Origin of the sequence: Nocardioides sp. Leaf285, from assembly GCF_001422955.1 — a bacterium.
GTDB lineage: Bacteria > Actinomycetota > Actinomycetes > Propionibacteriales > Nocardioidaceae > Nocardioides > Nocardioides kribbensis.
This window is the reverse complement of record NZ_LMNH01000004.1, coordinates 392384-412012: the sequence shown is the minus strand read 5'-3', so window position 1 is coordinate 412012 and position 19629 is coordinate 392384. Positions and strand designations below refer to the sequence as shown.

Below are 19629 nucleotides of genomic sequence, written 5' to 3'. Positions count from 1 at the left end.
GGCGTGGGCCGACAGGTGCGGGTTTCGCCAGCCGGCTGGCGAAACCCGCGGACGCCCCTGAACCCGGCGGCCCGGGCCGGGCAGCCATGCCGTCGCGCGGGGCTGGGCACAAGCCCGCGTCCCCACCAGCCACGGCAGCCCCACCTGTCGGCCCGGACCCGCACCTGTCGGCCGACGCGTGGGCCGACAGGTGCGGGTTTCACCGGCCGGCTGGCGAAACCCGCGGCCCGCGGCACCGCCCCACCAGCCGGCCAGAGCAGTCGGAGTGACCCGGGCCACGCAAGGTCTCGGATGAGACACGGTTCGAATTCATGGTGCCGGGGCCGTTGACATCACCCGGTCGGATGGATTCAGGTGTCTTCTGGCCGCGTCATTTGCCGGAACATCGGGTGTCGGCACGTGGTCGTCTCGGAGTGAGGGAGTTTTCGTGACGAATCTTCACGCCCGTCGCAGTGCGCGCCAGCGCGCACTGGGCGTCGTGTCCGCGAGCGCGATCGCGGTAGGGCTGGTGGCGACGGTCTCGACCGTCGCACCCGCCCAGGCCGCCGACAGCGCCGGCGGCATCAAGAAGCTCGACCGGGCCGCCGTGGACGCCTACGAGGCCGGTCGCTACATCGTCCTCATGCAGCAGCCCAGCGCCGCGGCCTACACCGGCGGCATCCAGGGCCTCGCGCCCACGAAGCCGGCCGCCGGCCGCAGCTTCGACCCGCGCTCCGGCGCGGCGACGGCCTACCGCACCTTCCTGGAGAAGCAGCAGCGCCAGGTCGCGGCCGCGGTCGACGCCACCGTGACGCGCAGCTACACCACCGCCACCAACGGTTTCGCCGCCCAGCTCACCGGCGAGCAGGCCACCGCCCTGGCCGCGGCCAAGGACGTCTACGCCCTGGTGCCGGTCGAGGCCCGCACCCCCGACGCGGTCCCGCAGAACACCGCGCAGACCCTCGGCATGTACGGCAAGAGCGGCGTCTGGGCCAAGCACGGCACCCAGGCGAACGCCGGCTCCGGCGTCGTCGTCGGCGACCTCGACACCGGCATCTGGCCCGAGAACCCCTCCTTCTCCGGCGAGGAGCTCAGCGGCGCCCCGACCGGCCCCTGGGCCGCGCGGATGGACCCGCTGGGCAACACCACGATGAAGAAGGCCGACGGCGGCACCTTCCGCGGCGCCTGCGAGACCGGCACCGGCGACGACTGGGACCTCAGCGACTGCTCGACCAAGATCATCGGCGCGCGCTACTACCCCGACACCTTCGTCGACACCGTGCCCCCCGAGGAGGTGGCCGAGGGCGAGTTCATCTCCCCGCGCGACGGCGGCGGCCACGGCAGCCACACCGCGAGCACCGCGGCCGGCAACGTCGTCGACGACGTGAGCGTCGACGGCATCGAGTTCGGCGAGGTCACCGGCATGGTGCCCGGCGCCTCGATCGCCTCCTACAAGGTCTGCTGGGAGGACACCGACCCCGACACCGGCGGCTGCTACACCGACGCGATCCTCTCCGCGATCGACGACGCCGTGCGCGACGGCGTCGACGTCATCAACTTCTCGATCTCCGGCGCGACCGACACCGTCGTCGACCCGGTCGAGATCGCCTTCGCCGGCGCGGCCGACGCGGGCGTCTTCGTCGCCGCCTCGGCCGGCAACAGCGGCCCGACCGCCTCGACCGTCGCCCACAACAGCCCCTGGCTGACCACCGTGGCGGCGTCGACGTACCGCAACTTCGACGGCACCGTCGAGCTCGGTGACGGCACCCGCTACCTCGGCGCCATGATCGACGGCACCGGCGTCCCGGAGCAGACCCCGCTGGTCGACGCGGCCGAGGCCGGGGTCGCCGGCGGCGACGCCGCCGAGGCCGGGCTGTGCGCGCCCGACAGCCTCGACGAGGCCGCCGTCGACGGCGCCGTCGTGGTCTGCCTGCGCGGCACCTACGGCCGCGTCGAGAAGTCGACGGAGGTCGCCCGCGCCGGCGGCGTCGGCATGATCCTGGTCAACCCGGCCGAGAGCAGCCTCGACGCCGACCTGCACCCCGTGCCGACCGTGCACCTGCAGAGCACCGACCTGCCGGCGATCGAGGCCTACCTCGACACCGACGCGCCGACCGCGGCCCTGCTGCCCGGCAACCAGACCGACCTGCCCTCGGCGGCGCTGCCCCAGGTCTCCGGCTTCTCCTCGCGGGGCCCGGCCAACGCCAACGAGAGCGACATCCTCAAGCCCGACATCTCCGCCCCCGGCCAGAGCGTGCTCGCCGCGGTCGCCCCGCCGTCGAACAGCGACCGCGACTTCGACCTCTACTCCGGCACGTCGATGGCCGCGCCGCACATCGCCGGTCTCGGCGCGCTGCTGATGGCCGAGAACCCGACCTGGACCCCGCAGATGGTCCAGTCGGCGATGATGACCACCGCCACCAGCACCCGCACCGCGGGCGACAAGGCCTCGCGCGACGCCTTCGCCCAGGGCGCCGGCCAGGTCACCCCGGCCTCGATGTTCCGCCCGGGCCTCTTCGTCACCTCGACCTCGCGGCAGTGGTACGGCCTCATCGCCGACCAGGGCTTCGACACCGGCGTGAAGCCGGTCGAGGCCAAGGCCGTCAACATCCCCTCGATGGCCGACCACGCGGTGGTCCAGAGCACGACCTTCACCCGCACGGTCACCACGCAGGGCAAGGGCACGTGGAAGGTCTCGGCCAGCGTGCCGGGCTTCACCACGCAGGTCAGCAAGAAGTCCTTCAGCGCGGGCAAGGCCGGCGTCAAGCGCCAGCTCGTGATCACCTTCACCGCCAAGGACGGCGTGGAGCTCGACCGCTGGGCCAAGGGCTTCGTCAAGCTCACCGGCACCACCTCGGCCCGCATGCCGGTCGCGCTCAAGCCGGTCGCGCTCGACGCCCCGGCGGTCGTCTCCGGCGAGGGCGCCGACAGCGACGTCGACGTCACCGTGACGAGCGGTACGACGGGCACGATCGACCTCACCACCCAGGGTCTGGCCCAGGCCGACTCGGTCGAGGACTCCGTGGCCGTCAACGACTCGGCGGCCTACTGCGTGCCCGTCACCGAGGGCAGCCCCCTGCTGCGCATCGACGTCGACGCCGCCGACGACCTCGCCGACCTCGACCTGACCGTCATCCCGACCAACGCCGAGTGCTCGGCCGCCGTCGGCGCCCAGGTCGTCTCGGCGACCGGCTCGGCCGACGAGTCGGTGACCATCGAGGCTCCGGACTCCCCGGCCGTCGCGGTCTTCGTGGACGGCTTCGCCTCCGGCCCGCAGGGCTCGCCGATGGACTTCCGGATGGACGTCTACGACCTCGGCACCGCGGCCCAGGGCTCGCTCACCGCCACCCCGGACCCGCTCGAGGTCACCGCGGGCGAGGAGTCGACGTACTCACTGGCCTGGACCGGTCTCGACGCCGACGCCCGCTACCTCGGTCGCGTGCTCTACGGCGACACCGGCATCAGCACGCTGCTGGAGGTCACCACGGCCACGCCGTGACCCACCCGCACCGCTGAGCAGCACCCAGCACCACCCGACGGCCGTCCCGCACCTGCGGGGCGGCCGTCGGGTGTTTCCGGGCGTGCGCCGCGGTGCTGGATACCCGGTATGCATACGTGGTATACATACCGAGTAGGGCGCGGGGTGCGCCCACCACGAGGAGGTCCCCATGTCGGTCAAGCAGGCGCTGCTGGCGCTGCTGGAGCAGGAGCCGATGTACGGCAACCAGCTCCGCACGGAGTTCGAGCAGCGCACCGGGTCGACCTGGCCGCTCAACGTCGGGCAGGTCTACACCACGCTGACGCGCCTGGAGCGCGACGGACTAGTCGAGGCCGCCGGCGCCGACGCGGAGGGCCACGAGCGGTGGCGCCTGACCCCGGCGGGGCGCGAGGAGGTGGCGGCGTGGTTCACCACCCCCGTGGCGCGCACCCAGCCCCCGCGCGACGAGCTGGCCATCAAGCTCGCCCTCGCGGTCACCGTGCCCGGCGTCGACGTCGGCGCGGTGATCCAGCAGCAGCGCAGCGCCACGATGCGCGCGCTGCAGGACTACACCCGACTCAAGCGTCAGGCCGGTCAGGCCGGCCCCGGTGGTCGTCAGGGCGAGGCGCCGCGCGCCGACCTCGCCTGGAGCCTCGTGCTCGACTCCCTGGTCTTCGCCTCCGAGGCCGAGATCCGCTGGCTCGACCACTGCGAGGCCCGGCTGCGCCGCGCCGCGCTCGAGCGCCCCGAGCCGTCGGCCGCCGACCGGTCGGCCGACGCCCGCGTCGAGGGCGAGGCCCTGCGATGAGCGCCGCGTCGTCCCGGTCGACCCGACCGGGTGCCCCCACCGCCGCCGCGCCCGCGGCGCCCCGGCCCGGCGTGCTCCTGGCCGAGCAGGCCGTGGTGCTGCGCCGTGCCGAGGACCGGTGGCTGGCGCAGAGCGCGCGTCGGCTGGCCGCGTGCCCGCGGGGCACGCGCGGTGCGCGTGGCGCCCTGGGTCGGGCGGTCGTGCGATGAGCGCCCTGCTCGAGCTCGACCGCGTCTCGCGCGTGCACGGCGAGGGCGACCTGCAGGTCCACGCGCTGCGGGCGGTGTCCTTCGCGGCCCACGCCGGCGAGCTGGTGGCGGTGATGGGGCCCTCGGGCTCCGGCAAGTCGACCCTGCTGACCCTCTCCGGCGGCCTCGACACCCCCACCGACGGCGCCGTGCGCGTCGAGGGCTCCGACCTCGGGGCGATGGGGGCCAAGGAGCGCGCCCGCATGCGCCGCACCTCGATCGGCTACGTCTTCCAGGACTTCAACCTCGTCCCGGCCCTCACCGCCGTCGAGAACGTCGCCCTGCCGCTCGAGCTCGACGGCGTGCGCACCCGCGTCGCCCGCGCGGCCGCGCGCACCGCGCTGGAGGAGGTCGGCATCGGCGAGCTCGCCGACCGCTTCCCCGACCTGATGTCGGGCGGCCAGCAGCAGCGCGTGGCCATCGCCCGCGCCGTGGTCGGCGAGCGGCGGCTGATCCTGGCCGACGAGCCGACCGGCGCCCTCGACACCGAGTCGGGCGAGGACGTGCTGCGCCTGCTGCGCGCCCGCTGCGACGCCGGCGCCGCCGGCGTCATGGTCACCCACGAGGCCCGCCACGCCGCCTGGGCCGACCGGGTGGTCTTCCTGCGCGACGGCGTCGTCGTCGACGACTCCGGCGCCACGCCCGTCGACGCCCTGCTCGACCAGGGCGCGCACCGGTGAGGGGGCCCCTCGCGGGCTGGCGGCTGCCGCTGCGCCTGGCCTGGCGCGACGCCCGGCGGGCCAAGGGGCGCAGCCTGCTCGTGCTCGTCATGATCGCGCTGCCCGTGCTGGCGGTCTCGGCGGCGTCGGTGCTCTACACGACCCAGGAGGTCTCCCCGGTCGAGGGCCTGGACCGGAGGCTGGGCTCGGCCCAGGCGCTGGTGCGCCTCGACCCGGGCGACCGCGCGGTCGAGCAGGGTGTCGACCCGTTCATGGGCTTCACCTCGACGGGCGCGCGCCGCGAGCCCGGCAGGCCGACGCTGGCGCAGGTGCGCCAGGCCCTGGGTGAGCCCGACGCGCCGGCCGTCCAGCTGTCGAGCGGCAGCTACAACGTGAGGACCGACGGCGGCGAGGTCCCGGCCGACATCACCGAGACCGACCTGCTCGACCCCCTCACCCGCGGCCTGGTGGAGCTGGTCGACGGGCGGCTGCCGCGCTCCGCGGGCGAGGTGGTCGTCAACCCCGAGCTGGCGCGTCGCGACGCCGAGCCGGGCCAGCAGCTCACCCTCCGCAACGGCGCCGTGCTCGACGTCGTCGGCATCGCCGAGTCGACCAGCTACACCGGCTACCCGCAGGCCTGGACCCGGCCCGGCTCGACCCGCCCCGGGGCCGATCCGGACGCGGGGCCGGGCGAGGGCCCGCGCTCCACGGAGTCGACGTGGCTCGTCGGTGGCGCCCCGGTCACCTGGCAGGACGTCCGCGCACTCAACGCGATCGGCGCTGTCGCGCTCTCCCGCGCGGTGGTGACCGATCCGCCGCCCTCCTCCGCGATCCCCCCGGCCGTCCGCTCCGCCCCGGGCGGGCTCGACGAGGCCACGGTCACGGTGCTCGTGCTGGTGGTGGTCATGGTCCTCATCGAGGTGGTCCTGCTCGCGGGCCCGGCCTTCGCGGTCGGCGCGCGTCGGCAGTCGCGGACGCTGGCCCTGTTCGCGGCCGCCGGCGGGGTGCCGCGCCAGGCCCGCCGAGTGGTGCTGGCCTCGGGTGTCGTCCTCGGCCTGGCCGGGGCCCTGCTCGGGGTGGTCCTGGGCCTGATCGCGGCGCTGCCGCTGCTGCCCGTCCTGCAGGGCTTCTCCACCACGCGCTTCGGCCCGTTCGAGGTCAGCTGGTGGCAGCTGGCGGTGATCGCCCTCTTCGGCGTGGTGAGTGCCCTGCTGGCAGCTGCCGTGCCGGCCTGGATCGCCTCGCGCCAGGACGTCGTGGCGGTGCTCGCCGGACGTCGGGGCGACACCCGCGCCTCGCGGCGCTCCCCGCTGCTCGGTGTCGTGCTGCTCGGAGCCGGTGTGGCCGGGGCCGCCTGGGGAGCGGTCGGTGGCGGGAACGAGATCGCCATCGCCGCGTCGGCCGTCGTCTCCGTGCTGGGCATGGTGCTGCTGGTGCCGGTCGTGGTCGTCGCCGTGGCACGGCTCGCCACCCGCCTGCCCCTGGCGCTGCGTTTCGCGGCCCGTGACGCGGCCCGCCACCGCACCCGCACCGTGCCGGCGGTCGCCGCCGTCGCCGCCACCGTCGCGGGTGTCGTCGCGCTGGGCATCGGGCTGTCGAGCGACGAGCACCAGAACGAGGCGACCTACCGCCCCACGGCGGCCGAGGGCGCCATGCTCGTCACCTCCTACGACCGTCCCCGGGACTGGGACGCCTACCGCGCGAGCCTCGCCGACACCTCGCCCGGCGCGGAGGTGACCGCGATGGAGGGGTTGGTCCTCCGGGAGGGCGGGACGCGAGCCGAGCTCAGCGTGCTGGCCGGCGACGGCGACGGGTCGGCGCTGCAGTCGTGGGGTGGGGCCTTCGACGCCTCGGTGCTGGTCGCCGACGTCATGCCCCGAGCCCTCCTCGGCGGCGTCGTGGACGGCCCCGCGATGGAGCGGGCCGACGCCGTGCTCGCCGCCGGAGGCGTCGTGGCCTTCGCCGACCGTCCGGTCGAGGGCGACGAGGCGCGTCTGGTGGCCAGGACCTACCGCGAGCGAGGGGGGCCGGAGACGGTGGCCTCCGTGAGGGCCGACGCCGACTGGGTGGAGGTCCCGAACGACTGGGCCCCCGTCCTGGCCGTCGTGCCGTCCTCGGTGGCCACCGAGCTCGGCGGGTCCGCCAGCACGGTCGGGCTGCTCGTGCCCGGGCCGGTCGACACCGCCGCCGAGGAGCGGGCCGACGAGGCCCTGACGGCCCTGCCCGGGAGCCCCACGACCTACGTCGAGCGTGGCTACCAGGCCGACGAGGCGGCGGTGGTCGTCCAGCTCATCCTGGCCGCGCTGGGAGCGGTGCTCATGCTCGGCGGCACCCTGACGGCGACGTTCCTGGCCCTCTCCGACGCCCGGCCCGACCTGGCCACGCTGTCGGCGGTGGGGGCCAGCCCGCGCACCCGCCGCGCGATCGCCGCGGCGTACGCCCTCGTGGTGGGGCTCGTGGGCGCGGTGCTGGGAGCGCTGGTGGGGGCGATCCCCGGCGTCGCCATCACCTACCCGCTCACCGGGCCCGGGAGCAGCGGGACCACCGGCGGTCCGGCGACCTACCTCGACGTGCCGTGGCTCTTGGTCACCGGCGTCGTGCTCGGCCTGCCGCTGCTCACCGCCGCGGTGGTCGGCCTCACCGCCCGCTCGCGGCTGCCCCTGGTGGCGCGGCTCGACTGAGGCCGCACTCCCTCGTGTTACCGACCGTTGCGACCACCACCCGACCGTCCTGACTGTCGGGTAGTGGTCGCAACGGTCAGTAAGACGGGCGGACCGCAGAAAAAGTCAGGCTTGACTGTTTGTTGGGTCCGCAGGCAGGGTGGTGGCGTGACCCAGACCACCTCGACGCGCGTGCCGCAGGAGGAGCGCACCCGCGCCATGCGGGCGCGGCTGCTCGAGGCCACGGTCGAGCTGCTCGTCGAGCGCGGCTTCGCCGGCACCACGACTACGCTGGTCTCCGAGCGGGCCGGGGTCAGCCGAGGCGCCCAGCTGCACCACTTCCCCTCCAAGAACGCGCTCGTGGTCGCCGCCGTCGAGCACCTCACCGAGGTGCGCGGCGCCGAGCTCGCGGCGGCCGCGGCCGCGCTGCCCACGGGGCGCCGCCGCACCCGCGCTGTGCTGGCCATGCTCGGCGACCACTTCACCTCGCCGGTCTTCACCGCGGCCCTCGAGCTGTGGGTGGCGGCCCGCACCGACGCCACCCTCCTCGCCGCCGTCGCACCGCTGGAGCAGAGGGTGGGCCGCGACGCCCACCGCCTCACCGTCGAGCTGCTCGACGCCGACGAGGAGCAGCCCGGCACCCGCGAGCTCGTGCAGGCCACCCTCGACCTCGTGCGCGGGCTCGGCCTCGCCGACACCATCACCGACGACACCCGCCGCCGCGCCCGCATCCTCGACCAGTGGTCGCTGACCCTCGACGCCACCCTGGCCCGTACGACGCCCCGCCCGGCCGCCGCCGGGCGCGCCGCCGACCCCACGCCCGGCCCGCCCAGCCCGCCAGCCCCGCCCGCCGACCCGCAGGAGCCCCGATGACCAGCACCCCGGACAGCCCGCCCGCCCCGTCGGCCGGTGCGGTGGCTCCGCCGCCCGCCCAGCCGGCCGGCGGCCTCCTCGACGGCCTCCTCGCGGACCTGCGCGCCGAGGGCGACCTGCTGCGCGCGACGGTGGCCGACCTCGACGCCGCCGGCTGGGCCACGCCCACCCCGGCGCCCGGCTGGAGCGTGGCCACCCAGGTCGGCCACCTGCTGTGGACCGACGAGGTCGCCGCCCTCTCGGCCCGCGCCGGCACCCCCGAGGGGAAGGCGGCGTGGGACGAGGTCGTCACCGGCGCGCTCGGCGACCCCGACCGCTTCGTCGACGAGGCCGCCCTCGCCCTGGGCGCCCTCCCGCCGGCCGAGCTGCTCGCGCGGTGGGACGCCGCCCGCGCGGGGCTGGCCGAGGCGCTGCGCGCGGTGCCGGCGGGGCAGCGGATGCCGTGGTTCGGCCCGCCGATGTCGCCGACCTCGATGGGCACGGCGCGCTTCATGGAGACCTGGGCCCACGCCCAGGACGTCCACGAGGCGCTCGGCACCACCCCGCCGCCCAGCGACCGGATCCGCCACGTCGCCCACCTCGGCGTGCGCACCCGCGGCTTCGCCCACTCCGTGCACGGCGAGCCCGCTCCCACCGAGGAGGTGCGCGTCGAGCTGACCTCGCCCTCGGGCGAGACGTGGGCCTGGGGCCCCGACGACGCCGCGCAGCGGGTCACCGGGCCGGCCCTCGACTTCTGCCTCCTCGTCACCCAGCGGGTGCACCGCGGCGACACCGCCCTGGTCGCCGAGGGCGCCGAGGCCGACCACTGGCTCGACATCGCCCAGGCCTTCGCCGGCCCCGCGGGCGAGGGACGCGAGAAGCGATGACCTCCGACGCGACCTCCCCCGGCACGCCCGGCACCCTGCTGGTGGGCAACTGCTCCGGCTTCTACGGCGACCGCCTCAGCGCGATGCGCGAGATGGTCGAGGGCACCACGCAGGCCCGCCACCTCGACGTGCTCACCGGCGACTACCTCGCCGAGCTGACCATGCTCATCCTCGGCAAGGACACGATGAAGGACCCGGCGCTGGGCTACGCGCGCACCTTCGTGCGCCAGCTCGAGGAGAGCCTGGGCCTCGCCCTGGAGCGCGGGGTGCGGATCGTGGCCAACGCCGGCGGCCTCAACCCCGCCGGCCTGGCCGAGAAGGTCCGCGAGGTCGCCCGCGGCCTGGGCCTGGACCCCGCGGTCGCCCACGTCGAGGGCGACGACCTGCGGGCGGCGGCCCGCGAGCACGGCTGGCACGACGCGCTCACCGCCAACGCCTACCTCGGCGGCTTCGGCATCGCCGCCGCCCTGCGCGAGGGCGCCGACGTCGTGGTCACCGGCCGCGTCACCGACGCCTCCCTCGTGGTCGGCCCCGCGGTCGCCCACTTCGGCTGGGCCCCGACCGACCACGACGCGCTCGCCGGCGCCGTGGTCGCCGGTCACGTGCTCGAGTGCGGCACGCAGGCCACCGGCGGCAACTTCAGCGGCTTCCGCGCCCTGCTCGAGGCGGGCATGGACCCCGCGGTGCCGCTCGGCTTCCCCGTCGCCGAGCTCGCCGCCGACGGCGGCTCGGTGATCACCAAGCCCGACGGCACCGGCGGCGCGGTCACCTGCGACACCGTCACCGCCCAGCTGGTCTACGAGATCCAGTCCACCCGCTACCTCGGCCCCGACGTCACCACCCACCTCGACTCCGTGCGCCTCGAGCAGGTCGGCCCCGACCGGGTCGCGGTCTCCGGGGTCACCGGCCAGGCCCCGCCCGAGCGGCTCAAGGTCTGCGTCAACGAGCTCGGCGGCTGGCGCAACAGCATCGAGCTGGTGCTCACCGGCCTCGACACCGAGGCCAAGGCCGCCTGGGTGCGCGCGCAGCTCGAGCCGCGGCTCAGCGCGCAGAGCGTCACCTGGTCGCAGCTGGCCCAGCCGCAGCCCGACGCCCCCACCGAGGAGGCCGCCTCGGTGCTGCTGCGCTGCACCGTCATGGACCCCGAGGCCGCCCCGTGCGCCAAGGCGTTCACCGGCCCCGCGGTCGAGCTGGCGCTCGCGTCGTACGCCGGCTTCACCCTGACCGGCCCCCCGCCGCAGCCCACCCCCTACGGCGTCTACCGACCGGCGTACGTCGAGCGCGCCGCGGTCGCCCACACGGTCGTGCACGCCGACGGCCGCCGCGAGGTCGTGCCCGACCCGGTCGACTTCTCCGAGGCCGACCACGACGCGGGCCGTCGCCCCTCGCCCTACCCCGCCCCGGCCGACACCCTCAACCGTCGGATGCCGCTGGGCAGCTTCGTGCACGCCCGCTCGGGCGACAAGGGCGGCGACGCCAACATCGGGCTGTGGGTCGCCCGCGACGGCTCCCCCCGCTACGACGCCCGGGTGACCTGGCTGGCCAAGGTGATGAGCCCGCGCAAGGTCCGCGAGCTGGTGCCGGAGGCCGCCGACCTGCCGCCCGACGCCGTCGAGATCCACCTGCTGCCCCACCTCGGCGCCGTCAACGTCGTCATCCACGGCCTGCTCGGCCGCGGCGTCGCCGCCTCCACCCGCTTCGACCCGCAGGCCAAGGGCCTCGGGGAGTGGGTCCGCTCCCGCTCCGTCCACGTCCAGGAGGGACTGCTGTGACCACGCTGACCGACCCCGCCACCGACCCCGCGACCGACCCCGCGACCGACCGGGGCGCGACGCGCGCCGAGGAGCTGCAGGCGCTGCGCGAGACCGCGGCGGAGTTCGTGCGCCGCGAGGTGGCGCCCCACCTGCAGGCCTGGGAGGACGCCGGGGAGGTGCCGCGCGCGCTGCACCGCGCCGCGGCCCGGCAGGGCCTGCTCGGCGTCTCCTTCGCCGAGGAGGTCGGCGGCCAGGGCGGCGACCTGGAGCACTCGGTGGCGCTGCAGGAGGCGATGTTCGCCGCGGGCGCCTCCAGCGGGCTGATGTCGGCGCTGTTCACCGGCGGCATCGCGCTGCCCCACATCGCCGCCCACGGCTCGCCCGACCTGGTCGACCGCTTCGTGCGGCCCACCCTGGCCGGCGAGCTCATCGGCTCCCTCGGCGTCACCGAGCCCGGCGGCGGCTCCGACGTCGCCGGCATCCGCACCACCGCGCGCCGCGACGGCGACCACTACGTCGTCAACGGCGCCAAGACCTTCATCACCTCCGCGGTGCGCGGCGACTTCGTCACCACTGCGGTGCGCACCGGCGGCGAGGGCCACGCCGGCCTCAGCCTGCTCGTGGTGGAGAAGGGCACGCCGGGCCTCACCGTCGACCGCTCGCTGGCCAAGATGGGCTGGCACTGCTCCGACACCGCCGAGCTGTCCTACGTCGACGTGCGCGTGCCGGTGTCGCACCTGGTGGGGGAGGAGAACGCCGGCTTCTACCTCATCGCCGAGCAGTTCGTGGTCGAGCGGATCGCCCTGGCCGTGCACGCCTACGGCATCGCCGCCCGCTCGCTGGCCCTCACCGCCGCGTGGTGCCGCGAGCGCGAGACCTTCGGCAAGCCGCTGGTGGCCAACCAGGTCGTGCGCCACAAGCTCGTCGAGATGCACCGCCAGGTCGAGGTGGCCCGCGCCTACACCCACGAGGTCGTGCGCCGCCACGTCGCCGGCGAGAGCGTCATCGCCGAGGCCTGCCTGGCCAAGCAGACCGCCTGCGACGCCGCCACCGCGGTGTGCCACGAGGCCGTCCAGCTCCACGGCGGCGCGGGCTACATGCACGGCAGCGAGGTCGAGCGCCACTACCGCGACGCCCGCATCCTGCCCATCGGCGGTGGTGCCACCGAGGTGCTCACCGACCTGGCCGCCAAGCTGCTGGGCTACGCCCGATGAGCGCGGCCCCCGAGGCGAGCACCGGTGTGAGCCCGACGCCGTCCGACGTCCGGCCCACCCACCGCGAGGCCATGCTGGCCAAGCTCGAGGCCCTGGCCGCCGAGCACGCCAAGGCGGTCGCCGGCGGCGGGGAGAAGTACGTCGCACGCCACCACGCCCGCGGCAAGCTGCTGCCCCGCGAGCGCATCGAGCTGCTGGTCGACGAGGGCTCGGCCTTCCTCGAGCTCAGCCCGCTGGCGGGCTGGGGCTCCGACTTCGCCGTCGGCGCCAGCATGGTCACCGGCATCGGGGTGGTCGAGGGCGTCGAGTGCATGATCACCGCCAACGACCCCACCGTGAAGGGCGGCGCCAGCAACCCCTGGACGGTCAAGAAGGCCTTCCGGGCCCACCAGATCGCCGAGGAGAACGGCCTGCCCACGATCGCCCTCGTGGAGTCCGGCGGCGCCGACCTGCCGACCCAGAAGGAGATCTTCATCCCGGGCGGCAGGACCTTCCGCGACATCACCCGCAGCTCGGCGATGAAGCTGCCCACGGTGGCGCTGGTCTTCGGCAACTCCACCGCCGGCGGCGCCTACGTGCCCGGCATGAGCGACTACACCGTGATGGTGCGCGAGCAGGCCAAGGTCTTCCTGGGCGGCCCGCCGCTGGTGAAGATGGCCACCGGCGAGGAGTCCGACGACGAGTCGCTGGGCGGCGCGGAGATGCACGCGCGCACCTCCGGCCTGGCCGACTACCTCGCCGAGGACGAGCGCGACGCGATCCGCATCGGCCGGCGCATCGTGGCCCGGCTGAACTGGCGCAAGGCCGGCGGCTCCGGGGCCGCCGCAGACCCGGCGTACGCCGAGCCCGACCACGACCCCGACGGTCTGCTCGACCTGATCCCCAGCGACCTCAAGGAGCCCTTCGACCCCCGCGAGGTGATCGCGCGGGTCGTCGACGGCGCCGGCGCGACCAACGGCGTGGCCTTCGACGAGTTCAAGCCGCTCTACGGCACGTCACTGGTCACCGGCTGGGCACGCATCCACGGCCACCCTGTGGGCATCCTGGCCAACGCCCAGGGCGTGCTCTTCAGCGAGGAGGCGCAGAAGGCCACGCAGTTCGTGCAGCTGGCCAACCAGACCGACACCCCGCTGCTCTTCCTGCACAACACCACCGGCTACATGGTCGGCAAGGAGTACGAGCAGGGCGGCATCATCAAGCACGGCGCGATGATGATCAACGCCATCTCCAACTCCACGGTGCCGCACCTGACGGTGATCATGGGCGCCTCCTACGGCGCCGGCAACTACGGCATGAACGGTCGCGCCTACGACCCCCGCTTCCTCTTCACCTGGCCCTCGGCCAAATCGGCGGTGATGGGCCCGGCCCAGCTCGCCGGCGTCATGGAGATCGTGGCCCGCCAGTCGGCGGAGTCGCGCGGGCAGACCTTCGACGCCGAGGGCTTCGCCGGGGTCAAGCAGGTGGTGGAGGCGCAGATCGAGGAGCAGTCCCTGCCCTACTTCCTCTCCGGGATGCTCTACGACGACGGCGTCATCGACCCCCGCGACACCCGCACGGTCCTGGGCATCTGCCTCTCGGTCATCGACAGCAGCGCCTTCCGCGGCACCGACCGCTTCGGCGTCTTCCGGATGTGAGGCGCCCGTGACCCGCCCCGTGCCGACCGCCGCGCCCGCAGCACCGTCCCCGAGAGGCCTCCCGTGATCACCCGTCTCCTCGTCGCCAACCGCGCCGAGATCGCCAGCCGCGTCTTCGCCACCTGCCGCCGCCTGGGCGTCTCGACGGTCGCGGTGCACTCCGACGCCGACGCGGCGCTGCCCTACGTCGGGGAGGCCGACGTCGCCGTACGGCTGCCGGGCTCCACGCCCGCGGAGACCTACCTGCGCGTCGACCTGCTGCTGGAGGCGGCGCGCGCCAGCGGCGCCGACGCCGTGCACCCCGGCTACGGCTTCCTCTCCGAGAGCGCCGACTTCGCCCGCGCCGTCCTCGACGCCGGCCTCACCTGGGTCGGCCCCGACCCCTCCTCCATCGAGCGGATGGGCTCCAAGATCGAGTCGAAGCGGCTGATGGAGACCGCCGGGGTGCCGGTGCTGCGCAACCACGCCGTCGACGACGCCTCCGACGCCGACCTGCCGCTGCTGGTCAAGGCCTCCGCGGGCGGCGGCGGGCGCGGCATGCGGGTCGTGCGCGACCTGGCCGACCTGCCCGGCGAGGTCGAGCGGGCCCGGGCCGAGGCGCAGTCGGCCTTCGGCGACGGCACGGTCTTCGTGGAGCCCTACGTCGAGCGCGGCCGCCACGTCGAGGTGCAGGTCGTGGGCCACCGCGACGGCGTCCTCGTGCTCGGCGAGCGCGACTGCTCGGTGCAGCGGCGCCACCAGAAGGTGGTCGAGGAGTCGCCGGCGCCGGGCCTGCCCGACGCCGTGCGCGCCGCCCTGCACGAGGCCGCCCGTGCGGCCGCCGCCGCGATCGACTACCGCGGCGCCGGCACCGTGGAGTTCCTCTACGACCCCGCCACGGAGCGCTTCTTCTTCCTGGAGATGAACACCCGCCTCCAGGTCGAGCACCCGGTCACCGAGCTGGTCCACGGCGTCGACCTGGTCGACCTCCAGCTCACCGTGGCCGAGGGCGGCGTGCCCGACCCCCGCGCCATCGGCGAGACCTACGGCCACGCCGTCGAGGTGCGCCTCTACGCCGAGGACCCCGCCGCCGACTACCAGCCGCAGAGCGGACCGCTGAGCGTGCTCGAGGTGCCCGGTGTCGACGCCCGCTTCGACCTGCTCAACCGCGCGGGCGTGCGCCTCGACGCCGGCTTCGCCGGCGGCAGCGAGGTCTCCACCCACTACGACGCGATGCTGGCCAAGGTGATCGCCTGGGCGCCCACCCGCGAGCAGGCCGTGCGCCGGCTGGCCGACACCCTGGCCCGCACCCGGGTGCACGGCGTGGTGACCAACCGCGACCTGCTCGTGCAGGTGCTGCGCTCGCCCGACTTCGTGGCGGGCGACCTCAGCACGGCCTTCCTCGCCGACCACCCGGCGCTCGCCCCCGCCGCCGACCCCGGGGCGCCCGTCGCCGCCGCGCTGGCGCTGGCCGAGCACGCCCGCGCCGCCCGGCGGGTGCAGGGCCGCATCCCGGTGGCCTGGCGCAGCGTCGTGAGCCAGCCGCAGCGCACCGAGCTCGACCACGCCGGCGAGCCGGTCGTCGTGGAGTGGTGGGGCGGGCGCGACGGCTACACCGTCGAGGGCTGCACCGTCGTCGCGGCCGGGCCGACCGAGGTGGTCCTGGAGCGCGACGGGCTGCGCTCGTCGTACGCCGTGGCGGTGTCGGGCCCGAGCGGTCGCGAGGTCGTCGACGTCGACGGTCCGGGAGGTCACGCCCGGCTGGTGCGGGTGCCGCGGTTCGTCGACCCCGCCGAGCAGGTCGCGGCCGGCTCCCTGCTGGCCCCCATGCCCGGCACCGTCGTCAGCGTCGCCGTCGAGGAGGGTCAGGCCGTCGTCGCGGGCCAGCCCGTGCTGGTGCTCGAGGCCATGAAGATGCAGCACACCGTGAGCGCGCCCGCCGACGGCACGCTCGCCCGGATCACCGTCCAGCCCGGCGCGCAGGTCGCCGCCGGAGAGGTTCTCGCCGTCGTCGAAGGAGAGGTCGCATGACCACGCAGGTCCAGCCCACCACCACCGCTTTCACCGAGACCGAGGAGCGCCGCGAGCTGCGCACCCAGGTCGCCCGGCTCGCCGCGAAGTACGGGCGGGAGTACTTCACCGAGAGGGCCCGCTCCGGCGGCAAGACCACCGACCTGTGGCTCGAGATCGGCAAGAACGGCTACCTCGGTATCAACATCCCCGAGCAGTACGGCGGCGGGGGCGGCGGCATCGGCGACATCGCCGCGGTCTGCGAGGAGCTCGCCGCCCAGGGCTGCCCGCTGCTGCTCATGGTGGTCAGCCCCGCGATCTGCGGCACGATCATCAGCCGCTACGGCACCGAGGAGCAGAAGCAGCGCTGGCTGCCCGGGCTGTGCGACGGCACCGGCACCATGGCCTTCGCCATCACCGAGCCCGACGCCGGCACCAACACCCACAACATCACCACCACCGCGCGCCGCGACGGCGACGGCTGGGTGCTCAACGGCCGCAAGATCTGGATCTCGGGCATCGACGAGGCGCAGAACGTGCTGGTCGTGGCCCGCACCGAGGACGCCCGCACCGGCCGGCTCAAGCCGTGCCTCTTCGTCGTGCCGACCGACGCCGAGGGCTTCGAGGCCCGGGCGATCCCGATGGAGATCGTCTCCCCGGAGAACCAGTTCCAGGTGTTCATCGACGACGTCAAGCTGCCCGCCGACGCGCTCGTGGGCGACGAGAACGGCGGCCTCGCGCAGCTCTTCGCCGGGCTCAACCCCGAGCGGATCATGGCCGCCGCCTTCTCCCTCGGCCTGGCCCGCTTCGCCCTGGAGAAGGCCACCGCCTACGCCAAGGAGCGCGTGGTCTTCGACGTGCCGATCGGGGCCCACCAGGCCATCGCGCACCCGCTCGCGCAGAGCCACATCGAGATCGAGCTGGCCCGGCTGATGAACCAGAAGGCCGCCGCGCTCTTCGACGCCGGCGACGAGATGGCCGCGGGCGAGGCCGCCAACATGGCCAAGTACGCCGCCGCCGAGGCCGCCTGCGACGTCGTCGACCGCGCCGTGCAGACCCACGGCGGCAACGGCGCCAGCCAGGAGTACGGCATGGCCGGCCTCCTCGTCGCCACCCGCGTCGGCCGGATCGCCCCCGTGAGCCGCGAGATGATCCTCAACTTCGTCTCGATGCACTCCCTGGGGCTGCCGAAGTCCTACTGAGCGGGCTGCCCCCGCCGCAGCTGTCACGCCGGGTCACCCGACCTGTCGCCCCGTCACGACGGGGCGGCAGAGGGGGCGGCAGAGGGGGCGACTCGGCGTGACAGCCGGCGCGCGTCGGCCCGCCCCGTCCGCCCCGCCGCGCGGGTGGCGGCGGTCACGGGCCTAGGGTCGCGGCGTGGCAGGGGTGTTCTCGGGGTTCGCGACGATCGGCGTGCTCATCGCGCTGGGGATCCTGCTGGCCCACCTGCGGGTCATCGACCTGGCGGGCCAGCGCACGCTGTCGACGCTGGCCTTCTACGTCGCCAGCCCGGCGCTGCTGCTCACCGTGCTCGAGGACAGCGACCCCGCCGAGGTCTTCTCCACCACCCTGGTCGCCAGCGCCGCGGCGGTGCTCGTCGTGGTGCTGCTGCACCTCGGCCTCAGCCGACTGCGCGGCCCGCTCGACCTGGGCGGCGCGACGATCGGGGCGATGGCGGCGGGCTACGTCAACGCCGGCAACCTCGGGGTGCCGATCGCGGCCTACGTGCTGGGCGACGTCGCCCTGGTCGCCCCGATCCTGCTCATGCAGCTGCTGGTGCTCCAGCCGCTGGCCCTCACCCTGCTCGACGTGGCGGTCGCGCCGACGCGGCTGAGCCTGCGCAAGGTGCTCTCGCGCCCGGCCACCAACCCGCTCACGATCGCCTCGGCCGCCGGGGTCGCCCTGGCGCTGAGCGGCGTACGGCTGCCGGCCGCGGTGCACGACCCGCTCGACCTGGTCGGGGGCATGGCGGTGCCGGCGATGCTCATCGCCTACGGCGTGGCGCTGCGGCTCGGGCCGCTGCCGGGGCGGGGCGTGCCGGCCTCCGAGCTGGGCCTGGCCGTGGGGCTCAAGCTCGTCGCGCAGCCGCTCGCGGCCTACGCCGTGGGCCGCTGGGCGCTGGGCCTGGAGACCGACGCGCTGCTCGCGGTCACGGTGCTCTCCGCGCTGCCCACGGCGCAGAACGTCTTCGTCATCGCCAGCCGCTACGGGCGCGCGGAGCTGCTGGCGCGCGACGCCATCTTCGTGAGCACGCTGGCCTCCGTGCCCGCAGTCGTCCTGATCACCGCGCTGATCGCCTAGCCGGCGCCCCGATCGCATAGCGTGAGCGCCGTGGGACGAGCCGTGGACGGAGCCGACCGGTTCCAGCGACGCTTCCCGCCGGTGGGGATCCCGCTGGCGATCGTCTACAAGCACTTCGACGACCAGGGCAACTACCTGGCCGCGATCATCACCTACTACGCCTTCATCGCGATCTTCCCGCTGCTGCTGCTGGCCTCCTCGATCCTCGGCTTCCTGCTCCAGGGCAACCCCGAGCTGCAGACCCAGGTGCTCGACTCGGCGCTGAGCCAGTTCCCGATCATCGGGGAGCAGCTGGGCCGGCCCGAGGGGCTCCAGGGCTCGACCACCGCGGTCGTCGTCGGTGGCGTCGCGGCGCTCTACGGCTCGCTCGGCCTGGGCCAGGCGCTGCAGAACGCCATGAACATCGCCTGGTCGGTGCCGCGCAACTCCCGCCCCAACCCGCTGCTCCTGCGGCTCAAGAGCCTGCTGCTGCTCATCACCGCGGGGCTCTCGGTGCTCGCGGTGTCGGTGGTCTCGGCCCTCGGCAGCCAGACCGAGGTCTTCGGCCCGCGCCTCGACGGCACGATCACCTGGCTGATCCGGCTGGCCACCGTGCTCGGCGTCGGCGCCGTGCTGACCTTCGTCTTCCGGCTCGCCTCCGCACGTCAGCACGGTCTGCGCGCCGCCGTGCCCGGCGCCCTGGCGCTCGCCGTGATGTGGCAGCTGCTCCAGGTCATCGGCACGGTCTACGCCACCCGCGTGCTCGGCGAGACCAGCCAGATGAACGCGACCTTCGGCCTCGTCCTCGGGCTCATCGGCATCATCTACATCGCTGCGGTCATGGGCGTGCTGGCCATGGAGATCAACGTCGTCCTCGCCCGGCGGCTGTGGCCGCGCGCGCTGCTCACCCCCTTCACCGACAACGTCGAGCTCACCGACGCCGACCGTCGCGCCTACGCCGGCTACGCCCGCGCGCAGCGGCACAAGGGCTTCGAGAACGTCGAGGTCTCCTTCACCGACCCCGCCACCGGGGAGATCACCCTGCCGACGCCCGGGCGCCTCGAGTCGCGCCCGCCCGCGCCCCCGGTGGGGCCGGTGGCCGAGCAGGGCGGCACGGAGCAGGGCGGCACGGCGCAGTCCGGTGAATCCGTGGACAGGGTGCGCTGAGAGCGGCCAGGATCACCCGC

The 19629-nt window shown here is 74.8% G+C and carries 14 protein-coding genes; all 14 read left to right on the top strand.

The window, feature by feature from the left end:
- Positions 1-478: 478 nt before the first annotated feature.
- On the top strand, positions 479-3478 hold the full coding sequence (locus ASF47_RS16190) for a S8 family serine peptidase (protein ID WP_156697956.1): 3000 nt from the start codon (positions 479-481) through the stop codon (positions 3476-3478).
- A 169-nt stretch (positions 3479-3647) separates the two neighbouring features.
- Complete coding sequence (locus ASF47_RS16185; protein WP_056865012.1) at positions 3648-4265, top strand: PadR family transcriptional regulator; 618 nt, start codon at positions 3648-3650, stop codon at positions 4263-4265.
- Entirely contained in the window at positions 4262-4474 is a 213-nt protein-coding gene (locus ASF47_RS16180) for a hypothetical protein (RefSeq protein WP_056865011.1), read from the top strand. Before ASF47_RS16185 ends, ASF47_RS16180 begins: the two co-directional genes overlap by 4 nt.
- Positions 4471-5193 carry an ABC transporter ATP-binding protein gene (locus ASF47_RS16175; RefSeq protein ID WP_056865010.1) on the top strand — a complete coding sequence of 241 codons (723 nt, stop codon included), beginning with the start codon at positions 4471-4473 and terminating at the stop codon, positions 5191-5193. The genes ASF47_RS16180 and ASF47_RS16175 overlap by 4 nt, the downstream gene beginning before the upstream one ends.
- Positions 5190-7853, top strand: coding sequence for an FtsX-like permease family protein (locus ASF47_RS16170; RefSeq protein WP_056865009.1), 2664 nt, complete (start codon positions 5190-5192; stop codon positions 7851-7853). Before ASF47_RS16175 ends, ASF47_RS16170 begins: the two co-directional genes overlap by 4 nt.
- Positions 7854-8000: 147 nt before the next feature.
- Complete coding sequence (locus tag ASF47_RS16165) at positions 8001-8705, top strand: TetR/AcrR family transcriptional regulator (protein WP_235558779.1); 705 nt, start codon at positions 8001-8003, stop codon at positions 8703-8705.
- Positions 8702-9571 carry a TIGR03084 family metal-binding protein gene (locus tag ASF47_RS16160; protein WP_082500415.1) on the top strand — a complete coding sequence of 290 codons (870 nt, stop codon included), beginning with the start codon at positions 8702-8704 and terminating at the stop codon, positions 9569-9571. The genes ASF47_RS16165 and ASF47_RS16160 overlap by 4 nt, the downstream gene beginning before the upstream one ends.
- The gene (locus tag ASF47_RS16155; RefSeq protein WP_056865008.1) at positions 9568-11343 is read left to right on the top strand and encodes an acyclic terpene utilization AtuA family protein; all 1776 of its coding nucleotides are present in this window, start codon (positions 9568-9570) and stop codon (positions 11341-11343) included. Before ASF47_RS16160 ends, ASF47_RS16155 begins: the two co-directional genes overlap by 4 nt.
- Positions 11340-12539 (top strand): acyl-CoA dehydrogenase family protein, encoded by a 1200-nt coding sequence (locus ASF47_RS16150; RefSeq protein ID WP_327138665.1) that lies wholly within the window; start codon positions 11340-11342, stop codon positions 12537-12539. Before ASF47_RS16155 ends, ASF47_RS16150 begins: the two co-directional genes overlap by 4 nt.
- Before the next feature lie 71 nt (positions 12540-12610).
- Positions 12611-14173 (top strand): acyl-CoA carboxylase subunit beta, encoded by a 1563-nt coding sequence (locus ASF47_RS16145; RefSeq protein WP_056865280.1) that lies wholly within the window; start codon positions 12611-12613, stop codon positions 14171-14173.
- A 63-nt stretch (positions 14174-14236) separates the two neighbouring features.
- A complete protein-coding gene (locus ASF47_RS16140; RefSeq protein ID WP_056865007.1) occupies positions 14237-16183 on the top strand; it encodes an acetyl/propionyl/methylcrotonyl-CoA carboxylase subunit alpha in 1947 nt (648 codons plus the stop codon).
- Entirely contained in the window at positions 16180-17364 is a 1185-nt protein-coding gene (locus tag ASF47_RS16135) for an acyl-CoA dehydrogenase family protein (protein ID WP_056865006.1), read from the top strand. The genes ASF47_RS16140 and ASF47_RS16135 overlap by 4 nt, the downstream gene beginning before the upstream one ends.
- Positions 17365-17539: 175 nt before the next feature.
- Positions 17540-18463 carry an AEC family transporter gene (locus tag ASF47_RS16130; protein ID WP_056865005.1) on the top strand — a complete coding sequence of 308 codons (924 nt, stop codon included), beginning with the start codon at positions 17540-17542 and terminating at the stop codon, positions 18461-18463.
- 30 nt (positions 18464-18493) lie between these two features.
- Positions 18494-19609, top strand: coding sequence for a YihY/virulence factor BrkB family protein (locus tag ASF47_RS16125; protein WP_200919164.1), 1116 nt, complete (start codon positions 18494-18496; stop codon positions 19607-19609).
- Positions 19610-19629 lie beyond the last annotated feature (20 nt).

Coding starts and splice junctions, on each gene's coding strand:
- ASF47_RS16185 (WP_056865012.1), top strand. CDS start 3,648: ATGTCGGTCAAGCAGGCGCTGCTGGCGCTGCTGGAGCAGGAGCCGATG.
- ASF47_RS16180 (WP_056865011.1), top strand. CDS start 4,262: ATGAGCGCCGCGTCGTCCCGGTCGACCCGACCGGGTGCCCCCACCGCC.
- ASF47_RS16175 (WP_056865010.1), top strand. CDS start 4,471: ATGAGCGCCCTGCTCGAGCTCGACCGCGTCTCGCGCGTGCACGGCGAG.
- ASF47_RS16160 (WP_082500415.1), top strand. CDS start 8,702: ATGACCAGCACCCCGGACAGCCCGCCCGCCCCGTCGGCCGGTGCGGTG.
- ASF47_RS16155 (WP_056865008.1), top strand. CDS start 9,568: ATGACCTCCGACGCGACCTCCCCCGGCACGCCCGGCACCCTGCTGGTG.
- ASF47_RS16145 (WP_056865280.1), top strand. CDS start 12,611: ATGCTGGCCAAGCTCGAGGCCCTGGCCGCCGAGCACGCCAAGGCGGTC.
- ASF47_RS16135 (WP_056865006.1), top strand. CDS start 16,180: ATGACCACGCAGGTCCAGCCCACCACCACCGCTTTCACCGAGACCGAG.